This window comes from Streptomyces sp. UF-297 (assembly GCF_058245575.1).
On the sequence record NZ_JBSIBZ010000019.1, the window covers coordinates 99,237 to 122,586 of the forward strand.

The 23,350-nt window shown below is 72.5% G+C and carries 21 protein-coding genes and 1 pseudogene; 5 read left to right on the forward strand and 17 right to left on the reverse strand.

Annotated features, from left to right (window positions below; all coding sequences use genetic code 11):
• Positions 1 to 11: 11 nt before the first annotated feature.
• Positions 12 to 950 (forward strand): LLM class flavin-dependent oxidoreductase, encoded by a 939-nt coding sequence (locus tag AC4IJH_RS14125; RefSeq protein ID WP_490852006.1) that lies wholly within the window; start codon positions 12 to 14, stop codon positions 948 to 950.
• Positions 951 to 987: 37 nt separating this feature from the next.
• Here AC4IJH_RS14125 and AC4IJH_RS14130 read toward each other — a convergent pair whose 3' ends face one another.
• Positions 988 to 1,713 carry a hypothetical protein gene (locus AC4IJH_RS14130; RefSeq protein ID WP_490852007.1) on the reverse strand — a complete coding sequence of 242 codons (726 nt, stop codon included), beginning with the start codon at positions 1,711 to 1,713 and terminating at the stop codon, positions 988 to 990.
• Between the two features lie 73 nt (positions 1,714 to 1,786).
• Between AC4IJH_RS14130 and AC4IJH_RS14135 the strand changes: the two genes are divergently transcribed.
• Together AC4IJH_RS14135 and AC4IJH_RS14140 are read left to right on the forward strand one after the other, a co-directional pair.
• Positions 1,787 to 2,596 carry a nucleotidyltransferase domain-containing protein gene (locus tag AC4IJH_RS14135; RefSeq protein WP_490852008.1) on the forward strand — a complete coding sequence of 270 codons (810 nt, stop codon included), beginning with the start codon at positions 1,787 to 1,789 and terminating at the stop codon, positions 2,594 to 2,596.
• A gap of 153 nt (positions 2,597 to 2,749) precedes the next feature.
• On the forward strand, positions 2,750 to 3,400 hold the full coding sequence (locus AC4IJH_RS14140; RefSeq protein ID WP_490852009.1) for a hypothetical protein: 651 nt from the start codon (positions 2,750 to 2,752) through the stop codon (positions 3,398 to 3,400).
• Positions 3,401 to 3,471: 71 nt separating this feature from the next.
• Here AC4IJH_RS14140 and AC4IJH_RS14145 read toward each other — a convergent pair whose 3' ends face one another.
• From AC4IJH_RS14145 to AC4IJH_RS14185, 9 genes are all read right to left on the reverse strand, one after another.
• Entirely contained in the window at positions 3,472 to 3,990 is a 519-nt protein-coding gene (locus tag AC4IJH_RS14145) for a methylated-DNA--[protein]-cysteine S-methyltransferase (RefSeq protein ID WP_490852010.1), read from the reverse strand.
• A gap of 10 nt (positions 3,991 to 4,000) precedes the next feature.
• Positions 4,001 to 5,476, reverse strand: coding sequence for an AlkA N-terminal domain-containing protein (locus AC4IJH_RS14150; protein WP_490852011.1), 1,476 nt, complete (start codon positions 5,474 to 5,476; stop codon positions 4,001 to 4,003).
• 118 nt (positions 5,477 to 5,594) lie between these two features.
• Complete coding sequence (locus AC4IJH_RS14155) at positions 5,595 to 6,125, reverse strand: O-acetyl-ADP-ribose deacetylase (RefSeq protein WP_490852012.1); 531 nt, start codon at positions 6,123 to 6,125, stop codon at positions 5,595 to 5,597.
• A 69-nt stretch (positions 6,126 to 6,194) separates the two neighbouring features.
• On the reverse strand, positions 6,195 to 7,607 hold the full coding sequence (locus AC4IJH_RS14160; RefSeq protein WP_490852031.1) for a phytoene desaturase family protein: 1,413 nt from the start codon (positions 7,605 to 7,607) through the stop codon (positions 6,195 to 6,197).
• Positions 7,608 to 7,656: 49 nt separating this feature from the next.
• Positions 7,657 to 8,514 (reverse strand): inositol monophosphatase family protein, encoded by an 858-nt coding sequence (locus tag AC4IJH_RS14165; RefSeq protein ID WP_490852013.1) that lies wholly within the window; start codon positions 8,512 to 8,514, stop codon positions 7,657 to 7,659.
• A 20-nt stretch (positions 8,515 to 8,534) separates the two neighbouring features.
• Positions 8,535 to 8,822 carry a hypothetical protein gene (locus AC4IJH_RS14170; RefSeq protein WP_490852014.1) on the reverse strand — a complete coding sequence of 96 codons (288 nt, stop codon included), beginning with the start codon at positions 8,820 to 8,822 and terminating at the stop codon, positions 8,535 to 8,537.
• Positions 8,823 to 8,854: 32 nt separating this feature from the next.
• Entirely contained in the window at positions 8,855 to 10,681 is a 1,827-nt protein-coding gene (locus AC4IJH_RS14175; protein WP_490852015.1) for a gamma-glutamyltransferase family protein, read from the reverse strand.
• 214 nt (positions 10,682 to 10,895) lie between these two features.
• Positions 10,896 to 11,681 carry an SDR family oxidoreductase gene (locus tag AC4IJH_RS14180; RefSeq protein ID WP_490852016.1) on the reverse strand — a complete coding sequence of 262 codons (786 nt, stop codon included), beginning with the start codon at positions 11,679 to 11,681 and terminating at the stop codon, positions 10,896 to 10,898.
• Between the two features lie 113 nt (positions 11,682 to 11,794).
• Positions 11,795 to 12,379 (reverse strand): TetR/AcrR family transcriptional regulator, encoded by a 585-nt coding sequence (locus AC4IJH_RS14185; RefSeq protein WP_490852017.1) that lies wholly within the window; start codon positions 12,377 to 12,379, stop codon positions 11,795 to 11,797.
• Positions 12,380 to 12,480: 101 nt separating this feature from the next.
• Here AC4IJH_RS14185 and AC4IJH_RS14190 point away from each other — a divergent pair, with 101 nt between their 5' ends.
• The gene (locus AC4IJH_RS14190; RefSeq protein ID WP_490852018.1) at positions 12,481 to 13,239 is read left to right on the forward strand and encodes an SIR2 family NAD-dependent protein deacylase; all 759 of its coding nucleotides are present in this window, start codon (positions 12,481 to 12,483) and stop codon (positions 13,237 to 13,239) included.
• Positions 13,240 to 13,375: 136 nt separating this feature from the next.
• Positions 13,376 to 14,443: a lipoate-protein ligase LplAB gene (gene lplAB / locus AC4IJH_RS14195; RefSeq protein ID WP_490852019.1), complete on the forward strand. Its 1,068-nt coding sequence runs from the start codon at positions 13,376 to 13,378 to the stop codon at positions 14,441 to 14,443.
• Between the two features lie 159 nt (positions 14,444 to 14,602).
• Here the strand turns inward: lplAB and AC4IJH_RS14200 are convergent, their stop codons facing one another.
• The 7 genes and pseudogenes from AC4IJH_RS14200 to AC4IJH_RS14230 form a co-directional block, all read right to left on the reverse strand.
• Complete coding sequence (locus AC4IJH_RS14200) at positions 14,603 to 16,135, reverse strand: NCS1 family nucleobase:cation symporter-1 (RefSeq protein ID WP_490852020.1); 1,533 nt, start codon at positions 16,133 to 16,135, stop codon at positions 14,603 to 14,605.
• Positions 16,136 to 16,148: 13 nt separating this feature from the next.
• Positions 16,149 to 17,156 carry a TIGR03842 family LLM class F420-dependent oxidoreductase gene (locus tag AC4IJH_RS14205; protein WP_490852021.1) on the reverse strand — a complete coding sequence of 336 codons (1,008 nt, stop codon included), beginning with the start codon at positions 17,154 to 17,156 and terminating at the stop codon, positions 16,149 to 16,151.
• An 11-nt stretch (positions 17,157 to 17,167) separates the two neighbouring features.
• Positions 17,168 to 18,574 (reverse strand): dihydropyrimidinase, encoded by a 1,407-nt coding sequence (gene hydA / locus AC4IJH_RS14210; protein WP_490852022.1) that lies wholly within the window; start codon positions 18,572 to 18,574, stop codon positions 17,168 to 17,170.
• Positions 18,575 to 18,788: 214 nt separating this feature from the next.
• Complete coding sequence (locus AC4IJH_RS14215; RefSeq protein ID WP_490852023.1) at positions 18,789 to 19,994, reverse strand: M20 metallopeptidase family protein; 1,206 nt, start codon at positions 19,992 to 19,994, stop codon at positions 18,789 to 18,791.
• 321 nt (positions 19,995 to 20,315) lie between these two features.
• On the reverse strand, positions 20,316 to 21,626 hold the full coding sequence (locus AC4IJH_RS14220; protein WP_490852024.1) for an aspartate aminotransferase family protein: 1,311 nt from the start codon (positions 21,624 to 21,626) through the stop codon (positions 20,316 to 20,318).
• The gene (locus tag AC4IJH_RS14225) at positions 21,623 to 22,465 is read right to left on the reverse strand and encodes a nitrilase-related carbon-nitrogen hydrolase (RefSeq protein ID WP_490852025.1); all 843 of its coding nucleotides are present in this window, start codon (positions 22,463 to 22,465) and stop codon (positions 21,623 to 21,625) included. The genes AC4IJH_RS14220 and AC4IJH_RS14225 overlap by 4 nt, the downstream gene beginning before the upstream one ends.
• A 336-nt stretch (positions 22,466 to 22,801) precedes the next feature.
• Positions 22,802 to 23,350: pseudogene (locus AC4IJH_RS14230) on the reverse strand (hypothetical protein); the annotation flags it as partial.

A 23,350-nucleotide genomic window follows, 5' to 3' on the forward strand; every position in this document is an offset into this window, starting at 1 on the left:
ATCGTCGGTGCATGACTTCTCGGGCGAGCCGACGGGCGTCGGTGCTGGACCGGTTCGAGGTGGGGGTGATGCTGCCGTCCCCCGCCGTACAGCAGGAGCAGAAGCTCTCGGTCGCGCAGGCCGCGCGGCACGCCGAGGACGCGGGCCTGGACCTGGTCGCACACGGCGACCACCTGGCCGCCGGCACCCCGTCGCTGGACGTCGCGGTGGCGCTGGCGGCGGCCGCGGCGGCCACCGACCACCTGCGCATCATGACCGCGCTCTACGTCCCCGCGCTGCGCCCGCTGGTGTGGGCGGCCCAGCAGATCGCCGGTCTGCAGCAGGTCTCGGGCGGGCGGCTGGTGCTGGGCGTGGGCGCGGGCGGGCGGCCCGCGCAGTGGGCGGCGGCCGGGGTCCCCTACGAGGAGCGCAGCCGCCGCACCGACTCCGCACTGCGGCTGCTGCCGCGGCTGCTGGCGGGCGAGCGGGTGCCCCTGCCGTACGAAACGGGCGGCCCGGAGGCCGAGTTGGCGCCGCCGGTGGCGATGCCTCCGGTGTGGGTCGGCGGCAGCTCGCCGGCCGCGGTACGGCGCGCCGCGCGGCTCGGCGACGGCTGGTTCCCCTCGCTGACGACCCCGGCCGAGGTGGCCGTGGGCGCCGTCCGGCTGGCCGAACTCTCCGCCGGGCACGGCCGCCCCGCCCCCGCCGTCACCATCGGCGCGGCCGGGGCGCTGGGCGAGGGCGCGGGCCTTCCCTCCCGCGCGCAACTGGCGGCGAACGGCGCGGCGGCCTTCGGAACCGTCCGGCCGCCGTCGGCCGAGGCAGCGGTGACCGGGAGCGTACGGGAGGCCGCCGAGCGCCTGCACAGCTACTGCGGGGCGGGCGCGACGCGGGTGGTGATGGCGGTGGCGGGCGGCGACTGGCGGGGGCAGGTGGAACTGCTGGCGCGGGTGCGGGAGCTGTTGCGGTGAGGGGCTTCGGCAAGCGCCTTCGGTGCGGGTGGGGGCGTCAGTCCTTGTAGTCGTCCCAGGCGCTGCCGAAGATCCCGTCGTGGCTGTCCAGGAGGGCCAGCAGGCCCGCCGTCACCCGGGGGTCCCAGGTGCCGGACACGACCTCGAGGGGGCCGTCGGAGGGGTGGTCCAGGACGTACTCGCCGCTGGACCGGAAGCGGATGCGGCGCGGCATACGGGCGATGTCTCCGCCCCCGCCGATCAGGCTGCCGACGGCAATGGCCAGTTGTACGGGGGAGAACAGCCACCAGACCCACCACCAGAACAGCCGCCCCTTGCGGCCGACCGCGTCGGACCGGCCCTGCTGCCGTACCGTCCAGCGGGTGCGGCCCGCCGAGCCGTTCAGCGCCCGCTCGCGGATGATCTGCGCCAGCGGCTCACCGGCCGGGCCGTGCACCTCGTAGACGGACGGCTTGCCCTTGCCCGCCGAGGTGGTGACCACCCTTGCCCATGGCTGCCGCCGGTACGGGTCGGCCCACAGCAGGAAGGACCGCGCGCCGCGCTTGCGTGCTTCCCGGTACGGACCCGGACCCTCGGGCCCCAACTCCCGCTCCATATAGGCCAGTACGTGGCCCGGAGTGTCACCGAAGCCCCCTTCGGGGCCGCTGGTCCACAACTCGTGCCGGACCCGGCCGTCGTCCGGCCGCGGCGGCCGGTCCTTTCCGGTCTTCTCACCTTTGTCCGACCCCTCCTCGCGAAGCATCAGCCAGACGAACGTGCTCATTTCTCGTGGTCCCCCGTAGTGCGTGGACGTGGTCGGCGGAACGGGGAACGTAACACCTCACTACCCTGACCGTATGAACAGGGTGGCCGAGCAACTGGTGGACGTACCGGGCGTGGTGGGGGTGATGCTCGGCGGAAGCCGGGCACGGGGGACGCACCGGGAGGACTCGGACTGGGATCTGGGGGTGTACTACCGCGGCGAGGTGGATACGGGGGCGCTGGCGGAGCTGGCCGCGGAGGTGACGGGCGGCGCGGTGGAGATCCACGCGCCGGGCCAGTGGGGCGCGTGGGTCAACGGCGGTGCCTGGCTGGTCATGCCCGACGGCAGCCATGTCGACTGGATCCTGCGGGATCTGGACCGGGTGCGCGGCGTGTGGCGGGACTGCCGGGGCGGACGCTTCGAGATCGGTACGCAGCCGGGCCACCCGCTCGGCTTCTGGTCGCCCGCGTATCCGGGCGAGGTGGCGCTGGGGCGCGTACTGGCCGATCCGCAGGGCGAGTTGGCGGCGCTGCAGCACGAGACGCGGGACTACCCCGAGGCGCTGCGCAAGGCGCTGGCCGGGGCCGCGGTGTGGGACGCGGGCTTCTCGGTGGCGATGGCGGGCAAGTCGGCGGCGTCGGCGGATGTGCTGCACGCCGCGCTGTGTCTGTCGCGGGCCGTGGGCTACCTGGTGCAGGCGCTGCACGCGCACCACCGCATGTGGTGCCTCAACGAGAAGGGTGCGCTGGCGGCGGTGGCCGCGCTGCCCGGCACCCCGCCCGGATTCGCCGAGCGGGCGAGCGTCCTGCTGGGCCGTGTGGGCTGTACGGGCGAGGAGTTGGCTCGGACGCTGGAGGATGCGGAGCGGCTGGTGAAGGACGTACGGGCGGCCGTGGCCGAATAGCGCGATTTCCTGGGTGATTCCCGGCCTGGCCGGTTTCGGCCGTTTGCCCGGTGGCCGTGCGGCCAAGGACTTCCGGAGTCATGGCACGGCCGAAGGCCATGACCCAGCCGAACGTCATGGCACGGCCGGACACAGTGCGCGGGAGGAATTGCGATGCCGTCGTTCAATCTCACGATGCAGGAACTGGGCCACCCGTATCCGAATCCGGGCACCGGCACGGTCTCGGGCCATCAAGTGGAGTTGATGTACCACCACATCGTCCCCAAGAGCGCGCGCACCGGTCTGATCCGGCTGTGGAATCTCGCCCTCGAAAGGGGCCATCTCTCCGCCGCCAAGCCGCTGCTGAGCGCGATATCCCAGTACGTCGACAAGTACGGCACCACGCTGGTGCCCGCCGACCGGCAGCACGTCAAGAACATCGCGAACGGCATCAAGAACGGGTCCTGCACCCATGACGCCGCCCGGCCCCGTCCCGACGGCTGGGACAACTTCGCCCAGGTCTACGTCTGGCTCCCCGGGAACCTCTTCTGCGGCCCCCGGAACCGGGTGGACGACCCGGGCGAGGGCTTCGACGCCCCCGCCGCGCACATCCTCGGCCCGACCACCACGCACTACCAAAAGCTCCAGACGGTCTTCGACGAACTCACCAAGTACCTCGCCGATCCGGCAAAGATCGGTTACGCGGAGACCGCATTCGACTATCACGCGGACATCGGCCGGAGCTATCTCGGCGTCAAGGCTTTCGCACCCGCCCAATGGACCTGGGACACCGGCAGGAACGGCCCGAAGGTGAAGGGCTCCTGACCGTCGCCGCCCTGAATTCAGCGGCCCTCACACCAGAGGCCCCGCCCCAAAGACCCTCACGTCAAAAACCCTCACATCAAAGGCAGCGTGTCCCCGCGCTCGAATTCCAGCAGCCGGCGTTTGTTGTCGAGCCCGCCGCCGTAGCCGGTGAGGTTTCCCGAAGCGCCGATGACCCGGTGGCAGGGCACGATGATGCTGATGGGGTTCTTGCCGTTGGCCAGGCCGACCGCGCGGGCCGCGGTCGGCTTGCCGATCAGCTCGGCCAGTTCGCCGTAGGAGACCGTCTCCCCGTACGGAATCGTGCGCAGCGCCGCCCAGACACGGCGCTGGAACGGTGTGCCGTGCAGGGTCAGCGGCAGGTCGAACTCCTTCAGCTCGGCGGCGAAATAGGCGCGCAGCTGGGCGACGGCCTCGGCGAAGGGGGCCTCCTCGGGCGCCAGGTGGGGCCCGAAGGTCTCCAGGGGCGGGCGGTGGCGGTGGTCGGTCATGTAGACGCCGGTCAGCGCCGCGCCCTCGGCGACGAGGGTGAGCGGGCCGACGGGGGTGCCGTCCATCGTGGTGTGGTGCAGGGCGGTGCTCTCAACGGGCATGTGCGGGGCCTCAGTTCGCGGGGAGGTGGTTGATCGGGTGGTCCTCGGCGGCCCAGAGGTACTGGACCGCGTAGGCGCGCCAGGGCCGCCAGGCGGCGGAGTGCCGGGTCAGGGCGGCGGGGGTGTCCGGCAGTCCGAGCCCGGCGGCGGCGCGGCGTACGCCGAGGTCGGTGGGGGTGAAGGCGTCGGGGTCGCCCAGGGCCCGCATCGCGATGCACTCCACCGTCCAGGGGCCGATGCCGGCGAGCGCGGCGAGCTGGGCGCGGGCCAGCTCGCGGTCGCTGCCGACGCCGAGCTTCAGGTCGCCGTCGGCCAGCGCGGCGATCAGGCCGGTGAGGGTGGCGCGGCGGGTGCGCGGCATGGCGAGGGCCTCGGGGTCCAGCCCGGCCAGCGCGGTGGCGGTGGGAAAGAGGTGGGTCAGCCCGCCCGCCGGGTCCTGGACGGGCACGCCGTGCGCGGTGACCAGGCGGGCGGCGTGGGTACGGGCGGCCGCGGTGGACACCTGCTGGCCGAGCACGGCCCGTACGGCGAACTCGTCGGCGTCCACGGTGCGCGGCACCCGCCGCCCGGGAGCCTTGTCGACCAGCTCGGTCAGATACGGGTCCCTGCGCAGCACCTCGTCCACGGCCTCGGGGTCGGCGTCCAGGTCGAGCATCCGGCGGCAGCGGGCGATCGCCCCGGCGAGGTCGCGCAGGTCGGTCAGGAAGAGCTTGCAGTCGATATGGTCGGGGCGCGGGGTCAGGGCGACGATGCCGTGCCCGTACGGCAGGGCCAGGGTGCGGCGGTAGGCGCCGTCCCGCCACTCCTCGACGCCGGGGACGGCGGTGGCGGCCAGGTGCCCGAAGAGATTGTCCGGGCACAGCGGCTTGCGGAAGGGCAGCCGCAGCGAGAGCGCTCCGGTGGCGGCCAGGTGCCCGGCGCCCGGCTTTGCACGCCGGCGCAGCTCCGTCGGGGCGAGCGCGAAGACCTCCCGCACGGTGTCGTTGAAAGTGCGGATGCTGGCGAATCCGGCGGCGAAGGCGACCTCGGCCATGGACAGCGTGGTCGTCTCGATCAGCAGGCGGGCGGTCTGGGCGCGCTGGGCGCGGGCGAGCGCGAGAGGGCCCGCCCCGACCTCGGCCAGCAGCTGCCGCTCGATCTGGCGAGTGCTGTAGCCGAGCCGGGCGGCCAGACCCGGGACGCCCTCGCGGTCCACCACGCCGTCATCGATCAGCCGCATGGCGCGCGCGGCCAGATCGGCCCGCTCGTCCCACTGCGGCGAGCCCGGGACCGCATCGGGCCGACACCTCTTGCAGGCCCGGAACCCGGCCTGCTGAGCCGCGGCCGCACTGGGATAAAACGTCATGTTCTCGGCCTTGGGCGGCACCACCGGGCAGCTGGGGCGGCAGTAGATGCGCGTGGTGAGCACCGCCGTGAAGAACCACCCGTCGAAGCGGGCGTCCTTGGACTGCACGGCGCGTACACAGCGCTCGGTATCGGTGTGCATGCCTCCAGGATTCAGCAGGAGGTCCGCTGAGGCTGGCGAGAATCCGACATGGACGTCGGACGACCGGCCCGTACTCCTGTCCAGCCCTCACCCGGGCGGGGACCTGAGGGCGCCGCCACTACGGCGCCAGGGCCTCGGCGTACGCCTCCTCGGCCCGTTCATCGAAGACCACGAACCGCACCTCCCGGAACTCCCCTCCCTCCGCGACGGCCTCCCGTACGGCGGCCACCGCGATCCGCGCGGCATCCCGCACCGGCCAGCGGAAAATCCCCGTGGAGATGGCCGGGAACGCGACCGCACGGGCCCCCAACTCGGCGGCAGCGCGCAGCGACTGGCGATAACAGGAGTCCAGCAGCGCGGAGCGGTCCTCGGTCTCGGACCACACAGGGCCAACGGTGTGCACGACCCAACGGGCAGGAAGACGCCCCGCGGTGGTCACCACGGCCTGCCCGGCCGACAGCCCGCGCCCGTAATGCCCGGCACGCAACGCGCGACACTCCGCAAGAATCTCGGGCCCGCCCTTACGGTGAATCGCCCCGTCCACTCCCCCACCGCCCAGCAGCGAGGAGTTGGCGGCATTGACCACGGCGTCCACCACCTGCTCGGTGATATCACCACGGACGAGGGTCAAAACGGTCTGCGCGCTCATACCTCCATCATCGCCGCCCGCGCCCACCTGCGAGAACAGAATTTCGGCGGCTGCTGTGGCGGTACGCGCTCAGCGCCCCGTTGCCCGCAGGCGGTGCCACACCACCCTGGCCGCGTGGTGGCCGGACATGCCGTGGACGCCGGGGCCCGGTGGGGTGGACTGGGAGCAGAGGAAGACGGCGGGGTGGGGGGTGGTGTAGGGGTTGTGGGTGAGTTTGGGGCGGATGAGGAGGTGGAGGCCGGCGGCGGTGCCGGCGGCGGTGTCGCCGCCTACGTAGTTGGCGTTGCGGGCGGCGAGTTGGGGCGGGCCCGCGGTGGCTCGGGCCAGTACGAGGTCGGTGAAGCCGGGGGCGAAGCGCTCGATCTGCCGCTCGATGGCTTCGGTGGCGTCGCCCTGCCAGCTGTTGGGGACGTGGCCGTACGCCCAGAAGGTGTGCTTGCCCTCGGGGGCGCGGGTGGGGTCGATCAGGCTGGGCTGGGCGGTGATGAGGAAGGGGGTGGCGGGGGCGCGGCCGTGGACGGCGCTGCGGAGGGAGGCGTCGATGTCCTGCGCGCGGGGGCCGATGTGGACGGTGCCGGCGCGGCGGGCTTCCTCGGCGGTCCAGGGGACCGGGCCGTCCAGGGCGTAATCGATCTTGAAGACGCTGGCGCCGTACTGGACGGTGCGGTAGGCGTTGCCCAGCCCGGCGATACGGGCGAGCGCGGTGGGCGAGGTGTCGAAGACATAGGCGCGGGCGGGCGGGAGGTCGTCCAGGCGCTTGACCTCGAAGCCGGTGTGGATGACGCCGCCGTGCTCGCGCAGCAGGGCGGCCAGGGCGTCGGAGATGGCCTGGGAGCCGCCGCGCGGCACCGGCCAGCCCACCGCGTGCGCGGCCAGCGCGAACATCAGGGCGGCGCCTGCCGTGCCGATGCCGCCGATGGGCGCGCTGACGTGGGCGGCGAGCCCGGCGAGCAGGGCGCGGGCCCGTTCGCCGTCGAAGCGGCGGTTGAGCAGGGAGACGGAGCGGATGCCGACCAGGCCGTAGCGGGCGTAGGTCACCGGGTCGCTCGGCAGGCCCATCCACTGCGTGCGCAGGAAGTCGGCCGACAGGGTGGGCCACTTGCCCAGGAACGGCGCCACCAGGCGGCGGTAGCTGCCCGCGTCGCGCGGCCCCAGCGACATCGAGGTCTCACCCACCGAGCGGGCCAGCAGCGCGGCCGTGCCGTCGTCGAAGGGGTGGGCCATGGGGATGTCCGGATGCAGCCAGCGCAGGCCGTGCCGGGCCAGCGGCATGGTGTTGAAGGCGGGTGAGCCGACGCCGAAGGGGTGGACGGCGGAGCAGGGGTCGTGCCGGAAGCCGGGCAGGGTCAGCTCTTCGGTGCGGGCCCCGCCGCCGATGGCCCCGCGCGCCTCGAACACCTCGACGGCAAGGCCCCTGCGGGCCAGTTCGACGGCCGCGGTCAGCCCGTTGGGACCCGCCCCGACCACCACGGCATCGAGCATCGTCGGCACCTGCGCCACTCCCCTCGTGTCCGACCCTCGCCCTTGAGGATCAGTTGGCGGCTGCCAGCAGTTCGAGGATACGCCGGGCCGTTTCGGCGTCCCGGGCCGCCGCGAAGGGCAGGGCGTTGCCTCCCTCGATACGAAACGGCTCCCCGGCGACCGTGCCGCTGGCGCCGCCCGCCTCGTGCACCAGGAGCAGGCCCGCGGCGTGGTCCCAGGCGTTCTCCCAGCTGAAGGCGGTGCCGTCCAGGACGCCCTGGGCGATGTGCAGATACTCCAGACCGGCCGAGCCGCAGGGGCGCGGCACGATACGGGGGTCGCGGTCCAGGCCGCCCAGCACGCGCTTCTGCTCGTCGTTGGTGAAGTCGTAGTGGGATATGGCCACTTCGAGCCGCGCGCCGGGCTCGGGGGAGCCGGAGCGCAGGGGCACGCCGTTGAGCTCGGCGCCGCCGCCGAGGCGGGCCACGGCCATCAGGTCGAGCGCGGGGGCGTACGTCCAGGAGGCCAGGACCTGCCCGCGGTGGGCGAGCGCGACCAGGGTGGCGAAGCCGGGGTCGCCGTGCACGAACTGGCGGGTGCCGTCGACCGGGTCGACGATCCACACCGGGTCCTGGCCGCGCAGCGCGTCCAATACGGCGGGGTCGGCGTGCACGGCCTCCTCTCCGACGACCACCGAGCCGGGCAGCAGGGCACTCAGCGAGGCCGTCAGATGCACCTCGGCCAGCCGGTCGGCGACCGTGACGAGGTCGTGCGGCCCGTTCTTCTCGATGACCTCTTCGACGGCCAGCTGCCTGAAGCGCGGCACTATCTCCTCGGCCGCCGCCTTGCGCACGGCGTCGGCCACCGCCGCCATGTCCACCCGGGACAGCACCTCCGCCGCGCCTGCCGTGTCCGTCGTGTCTCCCATGTCCACACGATTCGTATCGATCATGCCTCCATCGAATCACGGCCCACTGACATCCGGCCCGTCCGGCAGATGAACCCACGGTTTCCCCCAGGTTGCGCACCGTGCGACCCTGCTCGGCGCCCGGCGTCCGCGACCCGCCGCGCGGCCCTGCCGGAGCGCAGGACGAAGCGGCGCAGGACGAAGCGGCGCAGCACAGCGCCGACGTACCCGGAGGCGAGGATTCGCGCCGGTGACAGAAGTCCGGTCAGCAGCTCGGCGGTGGTGATCTTGACCGAACCGAGTGCCCCGTTCAGCCAGACGATCACCATGTGCGGAAGCGGACTTGCGACGGCGGTCGGTGTCAGCGGCCGACCGCGTACCCCTGCATCCCCCGCGGATTGGCCCCCGCCGACAGCACCCCCGTCTCCGGGTCGCGGGCCACCGCGCTCAGGCGGCCCTCCGACCAGGGGGCGCCGACGGTGACCGCGTGGCCGCGTCGGCGGAGCGCGGCCACGGCGTCCGGGGACAGGCGGGATTCGACGGTGACGCTGCCGGGCTGCATCGCACGGGGGAAGAAGGAGCTGGGGAAGGAGTCCTGGTGCCAGTTGGGGGCGTCGATGGCGCCCTGGAGGTCCAGGCCGCCGCGTACCTGGGGGCCGAGGGCGACGGCGAGGAAGAAGTGCAGCTGCCACTGGTCCTGCTGGTCGCCGCCGGGGGTGCCGAAGGCCATGACGGGGACGCCGTCGCGCAGGGCGAGGGACGGGCTGAGGGTGGTGCGCGGACGGCGGCCGGGGGTAAGGGAGTTGGGCAGGCCCTCCTCCAGCCAGGCCATCTGCAGCCGCGTGCCGAGCGGGAAACCGAGCGCGGGGATCACGGGGTTGGACTGGAGCCAGCCGCCCGAGGGCGTGGCCGAGACCATGTTGCCCCAGCGGTCGACGATGTCGATGTGGCAGGTGTCGCCACGGCCGAGGAGATCCGCCTCGCTGCGGTCCTCCGCCGGTGCCACGGTCGGCTCGCCCGCCCCCAATACCCGGACCACGGGCCGGTGCTGGCCGCTCTCCCACCGCTCGGCGGCTGCCTCGGCATGGCGGCTCAGCCGCGGGGTACGCCCTTCGGGGCTGCCGGGCCGCAGTGCGTACGAGGCCTGCGCACCGATCAGTGCGCGGCGGCCGGCGTTGTATTCGGCGCTCAGCAGCGCCTGAAGCGGCACCTCGGCCGCGTCGCCGTACCAGGCCTCACGGTCGGCCATGGCGAGCTTGCCGCCCTCGATGAGCAGATGCAGGTACTCGGGGCTCTCCCGCTCGGGCAGTTCGCCCGGCAGCAGGGCCAGTTGCTGGAGGAAGGCCGGGCCCTGGGACCAGGCGCCTGCTTTGGCGACGGTCCAGCCGTTCCAGTCGTACGTCACCGGGTCCTCGTAGGTCGCGCTGAACGCGGCCAGGTCCTCGCCGGTGAGCGTGCCCGCGTGCCGCTCGCCGGAGGTGTCCATGGCCGGGCGGGCCGCGAAGTCGGCCAGCGCCTGCCCGATGAACCCCTCGCGCCAGATACGGCGGGCGGCGTCGATGCCCGCCTCCCGGCCGCCGGGCGCGGCCTCGCACTCCGCGATCAGGCGGCGCCAGGTCGCGGCCAACGGGCGGTTGGTGAGCAGGGCGCCGGGCGCCACCGGTCTGCCGCCCGGAAGGTAGATCGCGGCGGAGGAGACCCACTCCGTCTCGAAGAGTTCGCGCACCGCCTCGATGCTCTGGCCGATCCGCTCGACGGCCGGGTGCCCGTGCTCGGCGTACCCGATGGCGTACCTGAGCACCTCGACCACCGACCGCGTGCCGTAGTCGCGCAGCAGCAGCATCCAGGCGTCGAACGCGCCGGGTACGGCGGCGGCCAGCGGCCCGGTGCCCGGGACCAGGTCCAGGCCCAGCGCGGTGTAGTGCGCCACGCTCGCCCCCGCCGGGGCCGGGCCCTGCCCGCACAGCACGCGTACGGGGCCGCCGGCGGGCGCCACCAGGATGGGTGCTTCTCCGGCCGGGCCGTTCAGGTGCGGCTCGACGACGTGCAGGACGAAGGCCGCGGCGACGGCCGCGTCATAGGCGTTGCCGCCGTCCTCCAGGACCGCCATGGCGGACTGCGAGGCCAGCCAGTGCGTGGAGGCGGCCATGCCGAAGGTGCCTTGGAGGGTGGGGCGGGTGGTGAACACGGGGCGTACTCCTCGTCTCCTGGCGGGGCGCTGCGGATCGTAGGCACAGGGCACGGCGTACGGGAAGGGAGCGGTGGCCGTACGGGACGGGCGCCTCGGACGCCCAGGGAGGAGGCCGGTATCCGCACCCACCCCCTCGCAACGCCGTCCCCCCTTCCTCCTCGCAGCGCCGCAACCAGCCCTCCCCTCACAGTGCCGCAACCAGGCCCCCGCCTCACAGGGCCTTGACCAGACCCCCGTCGATCACATGGTCCGCGCCCGTGGTGCTGCCCGCGCGGTCGGAGAGCAGGAAGGCGACCTGGCCCGCGATCTCCTCGGGCTCGGCCAGCCGGCCGGTCACCATGCCCAGCTGCCCGGGCACCTGCCGCAGGAAGTCCTCCAGCGGCAGCCCCGCCTCCTGGGCGAGGCGGGCTCCGTAGCCGTCCGGCGCATTCCAGATGGCGGTGCGTACGGGGCCCGGCGTGACGGTGTTCACCCGCACGCCGCTCGGCCCCAACTCCTGGGCCAGCCCCTTGCCCAGAGCCGTCAGCGCGGCCTTGGCGACGTCGTAGTGCAGCGGCCCGGCGCCCGGCATGAGGGCACCGATGGAGGAGATGTTGACGACGGAGCCGCGGCGCTCCAGCAGGTCGGGGAGGGCGGCGCGGATCACCCGTACCGCGCTGTGGAAGTTGAGGTCGAAAATGCGCTGCCAGTCGGCGTCGCCGAGCGGTCCGAAGCCGCCCACGGCATCGTCGGCGTCCGCGCCCCCGACGCAGTTGGCGAGCAGGTCGATGCCGCCGACCGCGAGCCGGGCCCGTTCGATGAGTTCACCGGCGCCCTCGGCCGTACTGAGGTCGACGGCGACCGCCTCGGCCCCGGTGCCCTTCAGTTCGGGGGTGATGGTGCGCGCGGCGCCCACCACCCGCACCCCTTCGGCAACCAGGGTCCGCACGACGGCCAGCCCCACGCCGCGGCTGGCTCCCGTGACGACGGCGGTCTTCCCGGTGAGGTTGAGATCCATGATGCGCTCCATCTCCCTCCATTTTTTACCTACAGGTACAGAACTAGCGTAAATAGAGAACCCGGCAACCAACTCCCCGACGAATTCAAGGAGTTGACAGGCCGGGGCCCGGCTCAGAGCAGGTCGAGCACGGCGTCCACAACCCGGTGCATCCGCTCCGGCCCCCGGTCCGCCTTGCCGATGACATGCAGGCCGACGACCGTGTTCAGCAGCAGGCTCGCGAGCGCGGCGGCGTCCCGCGCCGCATCGATCTCGCCCGCCCGCTGCCCGTCCTCGATCGCGGCCTTGAAGGCCGCCTCGGTACGGTCGAACATCCGGCGCACCAGCTCCATCGCCTCGGCGTCCATGGCCGCCGGACCGGCCGCCGCGGTGTTGACGGCCAGGCAGCCACGCCGGTCGGGATCCATGAGATCCAGCTCGATGACCATGCCCAACGCGGTCCGCAGCCGGTCGCACACCGGTCGGCCCGCATCCTCCAGTACGTCGATCACCGCGACGCTCCGGGTGTCGCCATAGCGGCGCAGCGCCAGGTCGAACAGGGCGCGCTTGTAGCCGAAGGTGTTGTAGAGACTCCCCTTGCCGATCCCCAGCTCGTCCACGAGGTCCTGCGGCGTGGTCCGCTCGTACCCCTTGCGCCAGAAGACGTCCATCGCCCGCTCGACGGCGACATCCGGATCGAACTGCTTCGGCCTTCCCATGCCCGCACCGTAGCACCGTTCTTGACCTACAGGTCAAATAAGGGCCGGACGCCGTGGGAAACCGCTGGCCCACCGCCCGCAGCCCTGCGTACGCTCGCCGCATGACCAGTGACGAAGCGGGCGCGGGCCGTCGGCCCCTGGTGGCGCTGCTCACCGGCGCCGGGATCTCCACCGACTCCGGCATTCCCGACTACCGCGGCCCCAACGGGCTGTGGCGGCGCGACCCGGAGGCCGAGAAGCTCGTCACGTACGACTACTACATGGCCGATCCGGAGATCCGCCGCCGCTCGTGGCTGATGCGCAAGGACGGCCCGGCGCTGCGGGCGCGGCCGAATGCCGCGCACGAGGCCGTGGCGCGGCTGGCGGCGTCCGGTGTGCCGGTACGGGTGATCACCCAGAACGTGGACGGGCTGCACCAGCTCGCCGGGATGCCCGAGCGCAAGGTCCTCGAACTCCACGGCACCGCGCGCACCGCCGTCTGCACCCGCTGCCACGCCCGTACGCCGATGACCGAGGCGCTGGAGCGGGTGGCCGCGGGCGACAGCGACCCGGCCTGTGAGCAGTGCGGCGGGATCCTGAAGTCGGCGACGGTGATGTTCGGCGAGCGCCTCGACCCGCAGGTGCTGGGGACGGCGATCGGCGTGGCCAAGGCCTGCGAGATCTTCATCGCGGTCGGTACGAGCCTCCAGGTGCAGCCCGCCGCGTCACTGGCCGGGACGGCCGCCGAGCACGGCGCCCGCCTGATCGTCATGAACGCCGAGCCCACGCCGTACGACGAACTGGCCGACGAGATCATCCGCGACCCGATCGGCACCGCGCTGCCCGCCCTGCTGGACTCGCTGGCGGAGCACCCCGGGTAGACCGGGCAGGCCGGGACCGGCTGATCCGTCCGTCCCGGCGGGATTGTCAGTGCACGGCGTTACCGTTGATTCCGTTCTCTCGCCGCCGTCCGTCCCGGGCCGCGGGTCGAGCACGTGACGGAAGAAGGAGTGCGCCGTGCAGAGCAAGCACCACGGTGAGTACAAGGTGCCGGGCGGCAAGCTCGTGGTCGTGGATCTGGACGTCCGCGACGGGGTGCTGCGGGACGTACGGGTCGCCGGTGACTTCTTCCTGGAGCCGGACGAGGCGCTGCTCGACATCAACCGCGCGCTGGAGGGGGCCCCGGCCGACACCGACGCGCGCGCCCTGGCCGCCCGCATCGACGCGGCGCTGCCCGCCGGGACCGTGCTGTTCGGGTTCTCCAGCGAGGCGGTGGGCATCGCGGTGCGCCGCGCGGTGGCCCAGGCCGCCGACTGGACCGACTTCCAGTGGCAGATCATCCACGAGGGGCCGCAGCCGCCCGCGCTGCACATGGCGCTGGACGAGGTACTGACGGCCGAGGTCGCGGCCGGGCGGCGGCCGCCGACGCTGCGGGTGTGGGAGTGGGACCGCCCCGCGGTGATCATCGGCAGCTTCCAGTCGCTCCGCAACGAGATCGACCCCGAGGGCGCCGAGCGGCACGGCGTCACGGTCGTACGCCGCATCAGCGGCGGCGGCGCCATGTTCGTCGAGCCCGGCAACACCATCACCTACTCGCTCTGCGTCCCGGACTCCCTCGTCCAGGGCCTGTCCTTCGCCGAGAGCTACGCCTACCTCGACGACTGGGTACTGGCCGCGCTGGGCGACATGGGTATCAACGCCTGGTACAAGCCGCTGAACGACATCGCCACCGAGGCCGGCAAGATCGCGGGGGCGGCCCAGAAGCGGATGGTGGGCCGCGACGGCGCCGTACTGCACCACGTGACCATGTCCTACGACATCGACGCGGACAAGATGGTCGAGGTCCTGCGCATCGGCAAGGAAAAGCTCTCCGACAAGGGCACCACCAGCGCCAAGAAGCGAGTCGACCCCTTGCGCCGCCAGACCGGCCTGCCGCGCGCCGAGGTCATCGACCGCATGATCACCTCCTTCCGCTCCCGCTACGGCGGCGCCGAGGGCAAGGTCACCCCCGAAGAGATGGCCCGCGCCCAGGAGCTGGCAACGGAGAAGTTCAGCTCCGAGGAGTGGACGGCACGGGTTCCGTAGCGGGCAGGCCTGCCGGGCGCGGTGGCCGAAACCGCCTCGGACGCAGCCGGACCCACGTCGGCGTGGTCTCGCGCCGCGGCGGCGGCTTTCCTTCGCCAGGACGCTGCCGCCCCGGCGGTGGTCGGTCGGTCTGAGCGCCCGAGCGCCTGAGAGGCCGGCCTAAGAGGCGGTCGTGCCGCGGGCCGTACGCGTCAAGAGCGTGTACAGAAGCAGCGACGCCGTCAGGCCCACTGCCCAGCCGTAGTCGGCGAGGGGGCGGAGGAAGGGGATGAGGCCGTCGGCGGGGAAGGGGCCCTTGCCGGGGGTGGAGTGGGAGCCGCCGATGGCGAGGAGGCCGCCGAGGGTGAAGGCGGTGACCGCGCGCCAGTTCCAGCCTGCGTGGTACCAGTAGCGGCCGGTGGGGCGGTAGAGGTCGGCCAGGTGCAGGGTGGTGCGGCGGACGATCCAGTAGTCGGCGATGAGGATGCCGGCGACCGTGCCGAGCAGGCCGCCGACGACGCCGAGCCAGGTGAAGATGTAGAGCTCGGGGGTGGTGGTGAGTTTCCAGGGGAGGATGATCACGCCGACGACGCCGGTGATGAGGGCGCCCGTACGGAAGTTGATGTGGCGCGGGGCGAGGTTGGCGAGGTCGTAGGCGGGGGAGACGACGTTGGCGGCGATGTTGACCGAGATGGTGGCGATCAGGACGGTCAGCAGGGCGAAGAGGAGGCCGAAGGTGCTGTCGGTCTTGCCCGCCAGGGCGACGGGGTCCCAGATGGCTACGCCGTACACGGCCTGGGAGCCGGCCGTGACGAAGACGGAGAGCAGGGCGAAGGCGGTCATGGTGGTGGGCAGGCCGAGGGTCTGGCCCCAGACCTGGGCGCGCTGGCCCGCGCCGAAGCGGGTGAAGTCGGGGATGTTCAGGGAGAGGGTCGCCCAGAAGCCGATCATGCCCATGAGGGCGGGGAAGAAGACGGGCCAGAAGGCCGTGCCCCAGCCGAGTGCCGAGGGCTGGTCCAGCAGGGGGCCGAAGCCGCCCGCCTTGTTCGCCATCCAGATCAGCAGCGCCGCGGCGCCGATCAGGACGAAGGGCGCCGCCCAGTTCTCGAAGCGGCGCAGGGTCTCCATCCCCCGGTGGATGATGGCCAGTTCCACGGCCCAGAAGGCCAGGAAGCACAGCCACAGGGTCCACGGATAGCCGCCGAACTGCGCGGCCCGCTCCCACCCGCCGCCGAAGATCTTGCCGAGCAGGATGTAGATGCCCTGGCCGCCGATCCAGGTCTGGATGCCGAACCAGCAGCAGGCGACGGCGGCGCGGATCAGGGCGGGGAGGTTGGCGCCGCGCAGCCCGAAGGAGGCGCGGGCCAGGACGGGGAAGGGGATGCCGTACTTGGGCCCCGCGTGGCCGGTGAGCAGCATCGGCACAAGGACGATGACATTGGCCAGGGCGATGGTGAAGACGGCCTGTTTCCAGTCCATGCCGAGCGCGACCAGGCCCGAGGCCAGCGTCCAGGAGGGGATGTTGTGGGCCATGCCGACCCACAGGGCGGCGAAGTTGTAGGTGGTCCAGCGGCGTTCGGCGATGGGGACCGGGCGCAGGTCCAGGTTGGCGAAGCGGCCGTCGGGCGGGGCCGCGCCGGGCGTGAGCTCGACGCGGCCGTCCGGACGGGTGCGCTGTCCGGGGTGCGGCGCGACGGGGCCGGTGGCCGTCATGGCCGCGGCCGCCTCAGCCGCTCGGCGCCAGCGCGGGGATGATGTGCTCGCCGTAGGCGTCGATGACGGCCTCCTTGGCGTCGTGCATGGCGTACAGCGCGAATTGGTCCACGCCCAGGTCGCGCAGCTGCTGGAGCTTCTCGCGGTGTGCCTCGGGCGGGCCCAGAACGCAGAAGCGGTCCACGATCTCGTCCGGGACGAAGGCGGCGTCCGGGTTGCCGGAGCGGCCGTGGTGGGCGTAGTCGTAGCCCGCACGCTCCTTGATGTACGCGGTCAGCTCCTCGGGGACGCTGCCGGAGTGCTCGCCGTAGCGGCCGACCAGGTCGGCGACGTGGTTGCCGACCATGCCGCCGAACCAGCGGCACTGCTCGCGGGCGTGCGCCAGGTCCTCGCTCACATAGGCGGGGGCGGCGACACAGATGGTGATGGACTCGGGGTCGCGTCCGGCCTCGGCGGCGGCGGTGCGTACGGCCTTGACCATCCACTCGGTCAGGTAGGGGTCGGCGAGCTGGAGGATGAAGCCGTCCGCCAGCCGCCCGGTCATGGCCAGGGCCTTGGGCCCGTACGCGGCCATCCACACCGGGAGACGACCGTCCTTGACCCAGGGGATGCGCAGCCGCTGCCCGCCGACCTCGGTCTCACGGCCCTCGGCGAGATCGCGGATGACGGTGATGGACTCCCCCAGCCGCGCGAGGGTGTTGGGCTTGCGCCCGGCCACCCGCATCGCGGAGTCGCCGCGCCCGATGCCGCAGACGGTGCGGTTGCCGTACATGTCGTTGAGGGTGGCGAAGGTGGAGGCGGTGACCTCGGGGGTACGGGTGGAGGGGTTGGTGACCATGGGCCCGACGACGAGACGTTCGGTGTGCTCCAGGATGCGGCTGTAGATGACGAACGGCTCCTGCCACAGCACGGAGGAGTCGAACGTCCAGCCGTGGGTGAAGCCGTTGCGCTCGGCGCGGCGCATCAGGTCGACAACGGTCGGGGCGGGCGGGTCGGTCTGCAAAACGATGCCGAAGTCCACGGCCTTGCTCCTTAGTTCAGGTACTGACAGGTGCCGCGCGGGACGTACTGCCCGTGCCCGGCCCGGCCGACGAACTCCCGGTCCTGGATGACCATTTCACCGCGCGAGAGGACGGTGTCCACCCGTCCGGTGACGGTTTTGCCCTCGTACGCCGAGTAGTCGACGTTCATGTGGTGGGTCTGGGCGGAGATGACCTGCTCGGCGGTCGGGTCGTAGATCACGATGTCGGCGTCCGCGCCCGGCGCGATGGTGCCCTTCTTCGGATAGAGGCCGAACATCCTGGCCGGCGCGGCGCAGGCGATCTCGATCCAGCGGCGGCGGCCGATGCGGCCCTCCACGACGGCCTGGTGGAGCAGGTCCATGCGGTTCTCCACGCCCGGCAGCCCGTTGGGGATACGGGAGAAGTCGCCGCGGCCCAGCTCCTTTTGGCCCACGAAGCAGAAGGGGCAGTGGTCGGTGGAGACGACCTGGAGGTCGTCGGTGCGCAGCCCGCGCCAGAGCGCGGCCTGGTGCTCGCGGGGCCGAAGGGGCGTACTGCAGACGTACTTGGCGCCCTGGAAGTCCGGCTCGGCGAGGTTGTCGGTGGACAGGAACAGATACTGCGGACAGGTCTCACCGAAGACCGGCAGGCCCATGTCGCGCGCCTGCGCCAGCTCGGCGACGGCCTCCTGCGCGGAGACGTGCACGACGTACAGCGGGGCCCCGGCGACCCGGGCGAGCTGGATGGTGCGGTGGGTGGCCTCTGCCTCCAGCAGGGCGCGGCGCACCTCGCCGTGGTAGCGGGGGTCCGTCTTGCCCTCGGCCAGGGCCTGTTCGACGAGCACGTCGATGGCGATGCCGTTCTCGGCGTGCATCATCACCAGCCCGCCGTTGCCCGACGCGCGCTGCATCGCCCGCAGGATCTGCCCGTCGTCGCTGTAGAAGACCCCCGGATAGGCGGTGAACAGCTTGAAGGAGGTGACGCCCTCCTCCACCAGCAGGTCCATCTCCTTGAGGGAGTGCGCATCGACGTCGGACAGGATCATGTGGAAGGCGTAGTCCACGGCGCACTGGGCGTCCGACTTGGCGTGCCACAGGTCCAGGCCCTCGCGCAGCGCCTGGCCCTTGGACTGCACCGCGAAGTCGATGATGGTGGTGGTGCCGCCCCAGGCGGCGGCCCGGGTACCGGTCTCGAAGGTGTCGGAGGAGAACGTCCCGCCGAAGGGGAAGTCCAGGTGGGTGTGGGCGTCGACGCCGCCGGGGATGACGTACTTCCCGGTGGCGTCGATCCGTTGGTCCGCGTTCTCGGCCCAGCCCTGCGCGACGGAACCGCCGTGGGCGGCGAGGGCGGCAATCCGGCCCTCCTCGATCAGGACGTCGGCGTGGATCTCGTCAGCGGCGGTGATCACCAGTCCGCCGTGAATGACAGTTCGGCTCATGCTTACCGCTCCCTTTGACTCCCCCATCGCCGCGCGGGCATGGGCGGTGTCCCAGCGTCGCGGCCGGTCCCCAACGGTCTACACCCGTAGATCCCGGCCGAGAAGGAGACCGTAGAAGCATGTCACCCACGGTGGCAAGAGCGTGACCGTCGCGCGGTGGGGTCCGGTGTGCTGCACGGCCGGTGCCGCGGACCGGCCATGCCCCGAGGGCGGGTCAGGCGTCTGGCTTCGCGGCGTCGAGCCGGGAAGCGGCCAGGCTCGCGTACAGCGCGGCGCCGTCCGCGAGGACGGAGTCGTCGAACACCGCCAGCGGGGAGTGGTTGTTGGGCGCGGTGGCGGGGTCCGCGCCGGGCGCGGTGGCACCGAGGAAGATCATCGCGCCGGGGACCTCGTCCAGGACGCGGGAGAAGTCCTCCGACCCCGCCAGCGGCTGCGGCATGGTCACAAAGCGTTCCTCGCCGTGCAGTTCGGCGACGGTACGGGCCACGAACTCCACCTCCGCCGCGTCGTTGACGGTGACCGGGTACTGCTCGGCGAAGTCCGCGTCCACCTCCACCCCGTGGGCCGCCGCGATCCCCCGGCACACCTCCACCAGGCCGTCCTTGGCCAGGCCCAGGGCGCGCGGCGAGAAGGCGCGTACGGTCGCGGAGAAGGTGGCGGTGTCCGGGATGACGTTGGTACGCGTACCCGCCTGGAAGGTGCCCACGGTCAGCACGACCGGGTCGAAGATGTCGACGCTGCGGGTGATCCACGCCTGGAGCGCGCCGACCATCTCGCAGGCGGGCTGGATGGGGTCCTTGGCGCGGTGCGGCATGGAGCCGTGCCCGCCGGCGCCGCGCACCGTCACGGTCAGCACGCTGGAGGAGGCCATCGCCGTGCCGCCGCGCCCGCTGAAGTAGCCCGCCTCGAAGCCCGCGGACATCACATGCAGGGCGTACGCGGCCTCGGCGCGCGGCCCAGCGGCGTCCAGCACGCCCTCCTGGACCATGTGCCGGGCCCCGTCCCAGCCCTCCTCGCCGGGCTGGAACATGAACACCACATCGCCCGCGAGCCGGTCGCGGTGCTGGGCCAGCACACGGGCGGCCCCGGCGAGCATGGTGGTGTGCAGGTCGTGGCCGCAGGCGTGCATATTGCCGTTGCCGGAGGCGAAGTCGAGGCCGGTGCGCTCGGCGACGGGCAGCGCGTCCATGTCACCGCGCAGCAGTACGGCGGGGCCGCCGGGCCTGGCGCCGCGCAGCACGGCCGTCACGGAGCTGAGGGACGTGCCGGTGGTGATCTCCAGCCCGAGCCCCTCCAGCGCGCCCAGCACGGTCTCCTGCGTACGTGGCAGCTCCAGACCGGTCTCCGGGGCGGCGTGCAGGGCACGGCGCAGCTGGACCAGGTCGTCCTGGAGGGCGTGGGCGTCCGCTAGAAGGTTCATAGGGCGAGGGTGCCACGGTAAAGCGGCCCGTCACAGGGGCGCCGACCCGCATTGTCCGAAGATCATCGGCGGACTGCCGCGCGCCCTGGGCCCCTTGACGGGATGGAGACGCCCGCTGGGGGCCGGGCACCGCGAACCCGCCGCTGTCCCTGCGCGCCCGGTCCCTGCGCATGTCCCTGTGCGCCCGCGGGGACGGTACCGGCCCCCTGGCCCGAACCGGACCGGACCAGACCGGACCAGACCGGATCAGGTCAGATCAAGTCAGGTCCGGCCAGGTCAAGTCAGGTCCGGTCAAGTCGGGTCAGAGGAGCCACGGCCGGCTCACCCGGTCAGCTGCTCCTGGGCGGTTTCCAGCGCTTCGGCCAGCAGCCGGGCGCCCTCCTCCGCCTCGGCGACCGACAGCGACAGCGGGGGCGCGATCCGCAGCACCGCGCCGGTCTGCCCGCCCTTGCCGATCAGCAACCCGCGCTCCCTGGCCGCCTCCAGGGCCAGCCCGGCGGCCTGCGGCGCGGGCTCGTCCGTCCCCGGCCGGACCAGCTCGACGCCGATCATCAGGCCGCGGCCGCGCACTTCCCGTACGAGGGGGAGCTTGGCGCTCACCGCCCGCAGCCGCTCGATGAGCAGTCCGCCCACCCTGCGGGCGTTGCCCTGCAGGTCGTGCTCCAGGAGATAGGTGAGGTTGGCCAGGCCCGCCGCCATGGTGACGGGGCTGCCGCCGAAGGTGGAAATGGAGTTGGCGGTGAGGGAGTTCATCACGTCCGCGCGGGCCACGACGCCGCCGATGGACATGCCGTTGCCGATGCCCTTGGCGAAGGTCAGCACGTCCGGCGGGCCGCTCGCGCCGTGCGCCTGCCAGCCCCAGAAGTGGTCGCCGGTACGGCCCCAGCCGGTCTGCACCTCGTCCGAGATCCACAGGATGCCGTGCCGGTCGAGCACCTCGCGGAAGGCGGCGTACAGGCCGTCGGGCGGGCCGGTGAAGCCGCCCACGCCCTGGACCGGTTCGGCGATCAGGGCCGCGACGCCGCCCGCCGTCTGCCCGAGCATGTCCTCCAAGTCGGCGGTGCAGGCGGCGATGAACTCGGCGTCGGTCAGGTGGGCGTAGGGGCCCCGCGTACGCACCCCGCCGTGCACGTACAGCGTTTGCAGCGGCGAGAGGCTGGTCGGCGACCAGCTGGTGTTGCCGGTGATGCTCACGGTCGAGAAGGAACGGCCGTGGTAGCTGTTGCGCATCGCCAGGATCTGGTTGGAGCGGCGGTAGGAAGTGGCCAGCAGCAGGGCCGCGTCGTTGGCCTCCGTACCGGAGGTGGTGAAGAAGACCCGGGCGTCGGGGATGCCGGAGAGCTGGGCGATGCGCTCGGCCAGCTCCACCATGGGGCGGGAGAGGTAGAGGGTGGAGGAGTGGATGATGCGGCCGGCCTGCTCGGCGACCGCTTTGGCCACTTCGGGCAGGGCGTGCGCGGTCATGGTGGTGAGGATGCCGCCGAAGAAGTCGAGATAGCGGTTGCCCTCGGCGTCCCAGACGTGCCGCCCCTCGCCGTGGGTCAGCTCGATGGGCCGCTCGTAGTAGAGGCCGAGCCAGTCCGGAGTGACGGCGCGGTGGCGGGCGTGCAGCTGGCGCGTCTCCTCGCTCATGGCTGCACCAGGCCCTCGTACGCGTCCGGGCGGCGGTCGCGGTAGAACGCCCACTGCTGGCGCACCTCGTCGATCAGCCCGAAGTCCAGGTCCCGCACCAGCAGTTCCTCCTTGGTGTCGCTGGCCTTCTCGCCGACGAACTGGCCGCGCGGGTCGACGAAGTAGCTGGTGCCGTAGAAGTCGTTGTCGCCGTACTCCTCGACACCGACCCGGTTGATGGCGGCGACGAAGTACTCGTTGGCGACGGCCGCCGCGGGCTGCTCCAGCTGCCACAGGTAGGCGGACAGGCCGCGGGAGGTGGCCGAGGGGTTGTAGACCAGCTGGGCGCCGTTGAGACCCAACTGGCGCCAGCCCTCCGGGAAGTGGCGGTCGTAGCAGATGTAGACGCCGATCTTGCCGACGGCGGTGTCGAAGACCGGCCAGCCGGCGTTGCCCGGCCTGAAGTAGTACTTCTCCCAAAAGCCCTTGACCTGCGGGATGTGGTGCTTTCGGTACGTGCCGAGCACCGTGCCGTCGGCGTCGATGACCGCGGCGGTGTTGTAGTAGAAGCCGGACTTCTCCACCTCGAAGACGGGCACGACGATCACCATGCCGGTCTCGCGGGCGAGTTCCTGCATACGCCGGGTGGTCGGGCCGTCGGGGACGGGCTCGGCCCAGCGGTAGTGCTCCGGCTCCTGGACCTGGCAGAAGTAGGGGGCGTTGAAGACCTCTTGGAAGCCGATGACCTTGGCGCCCTGCGCGGCGGCCGCGCGAGCGTACTCCTCGTGCTTCGCGATCATCGATTCGGTGTCGCCGGTCCAGGTCGCCTGTACCAGTGCGGCACGTACAACATCGGCCATGAGCTGCTCCTTTGTCGGGGCGTCAGCCAGCTGGCCACGCTGATCTACGCGTGTGGAGGTGACCGTAAGCCCCGTCACCCAGTGTGGCAAGACCATCCCGGGCACGGCGGGTCAGCGGGAGGGGGCTGTGGGGGCGTGTGCATGCGTGAAGGGGCGGGTGCTTGCGGGGGCGTCGCTTCCGGGTGGGCTTGCTCGGGGGCGGTCCGCTCCGGATCGGTCTGCCCGGGGGCGGTCCGATCCGGGCCGGTCTGCTCCGGGCCGGTCTGCTCCGGGCCGGCCTGCTCCGGGCCGGTCTGCTCCGGGCCGGTCTGCTCCGGGCCGGTCGCGGATCCAGGGTCAGGGGCCGAGCGTGAGTCCGGTGGCGCGCAGGGCGTGGACGGTGTCGCGGTGGCGGTGCGGGGAGACGGAGCGGGCGGCGGCGAGGAGGGGCGGCACCAGCGCGCCGGGGTCGACCGTCGCCACCACGGCCGTCTCCTCGGGCGTACGGGACTGTACGAGCGCGGCCAGGAGCCCGGCCGCCTCCTCGGCACGAGATGCGGCGAGCAGCGCCAGCACGAGGTCGGCCACCTCCCCCGCGGGGCGCGAGGTGGCCTGCCGGAGCAGCCGTACGCCGTCCGCGCCACGGTCCGCCGCGGCGAGGGCGTCGGCGGCAGCGGCCAGCCGCGCGGGCGGCAGCGAGGCCACCTCCCACAGCAGGGTGGGTACGTCCGCGCCCAGCCCTGCCGCTTCCAACTCGGCTATGAGTAAGGGGAGTTCGTCGGCGGGGCGGGCTGCGGCTGCGCTCAGTACGGCGTGCGCCTCGCCGCCGAGGCCCGCCGCGCGCAGCCGCGCGAGGTCCGCGACGGTCGCGGCGGCGGACTCCCTGGCGGGGGGGGGGGGGGGGGG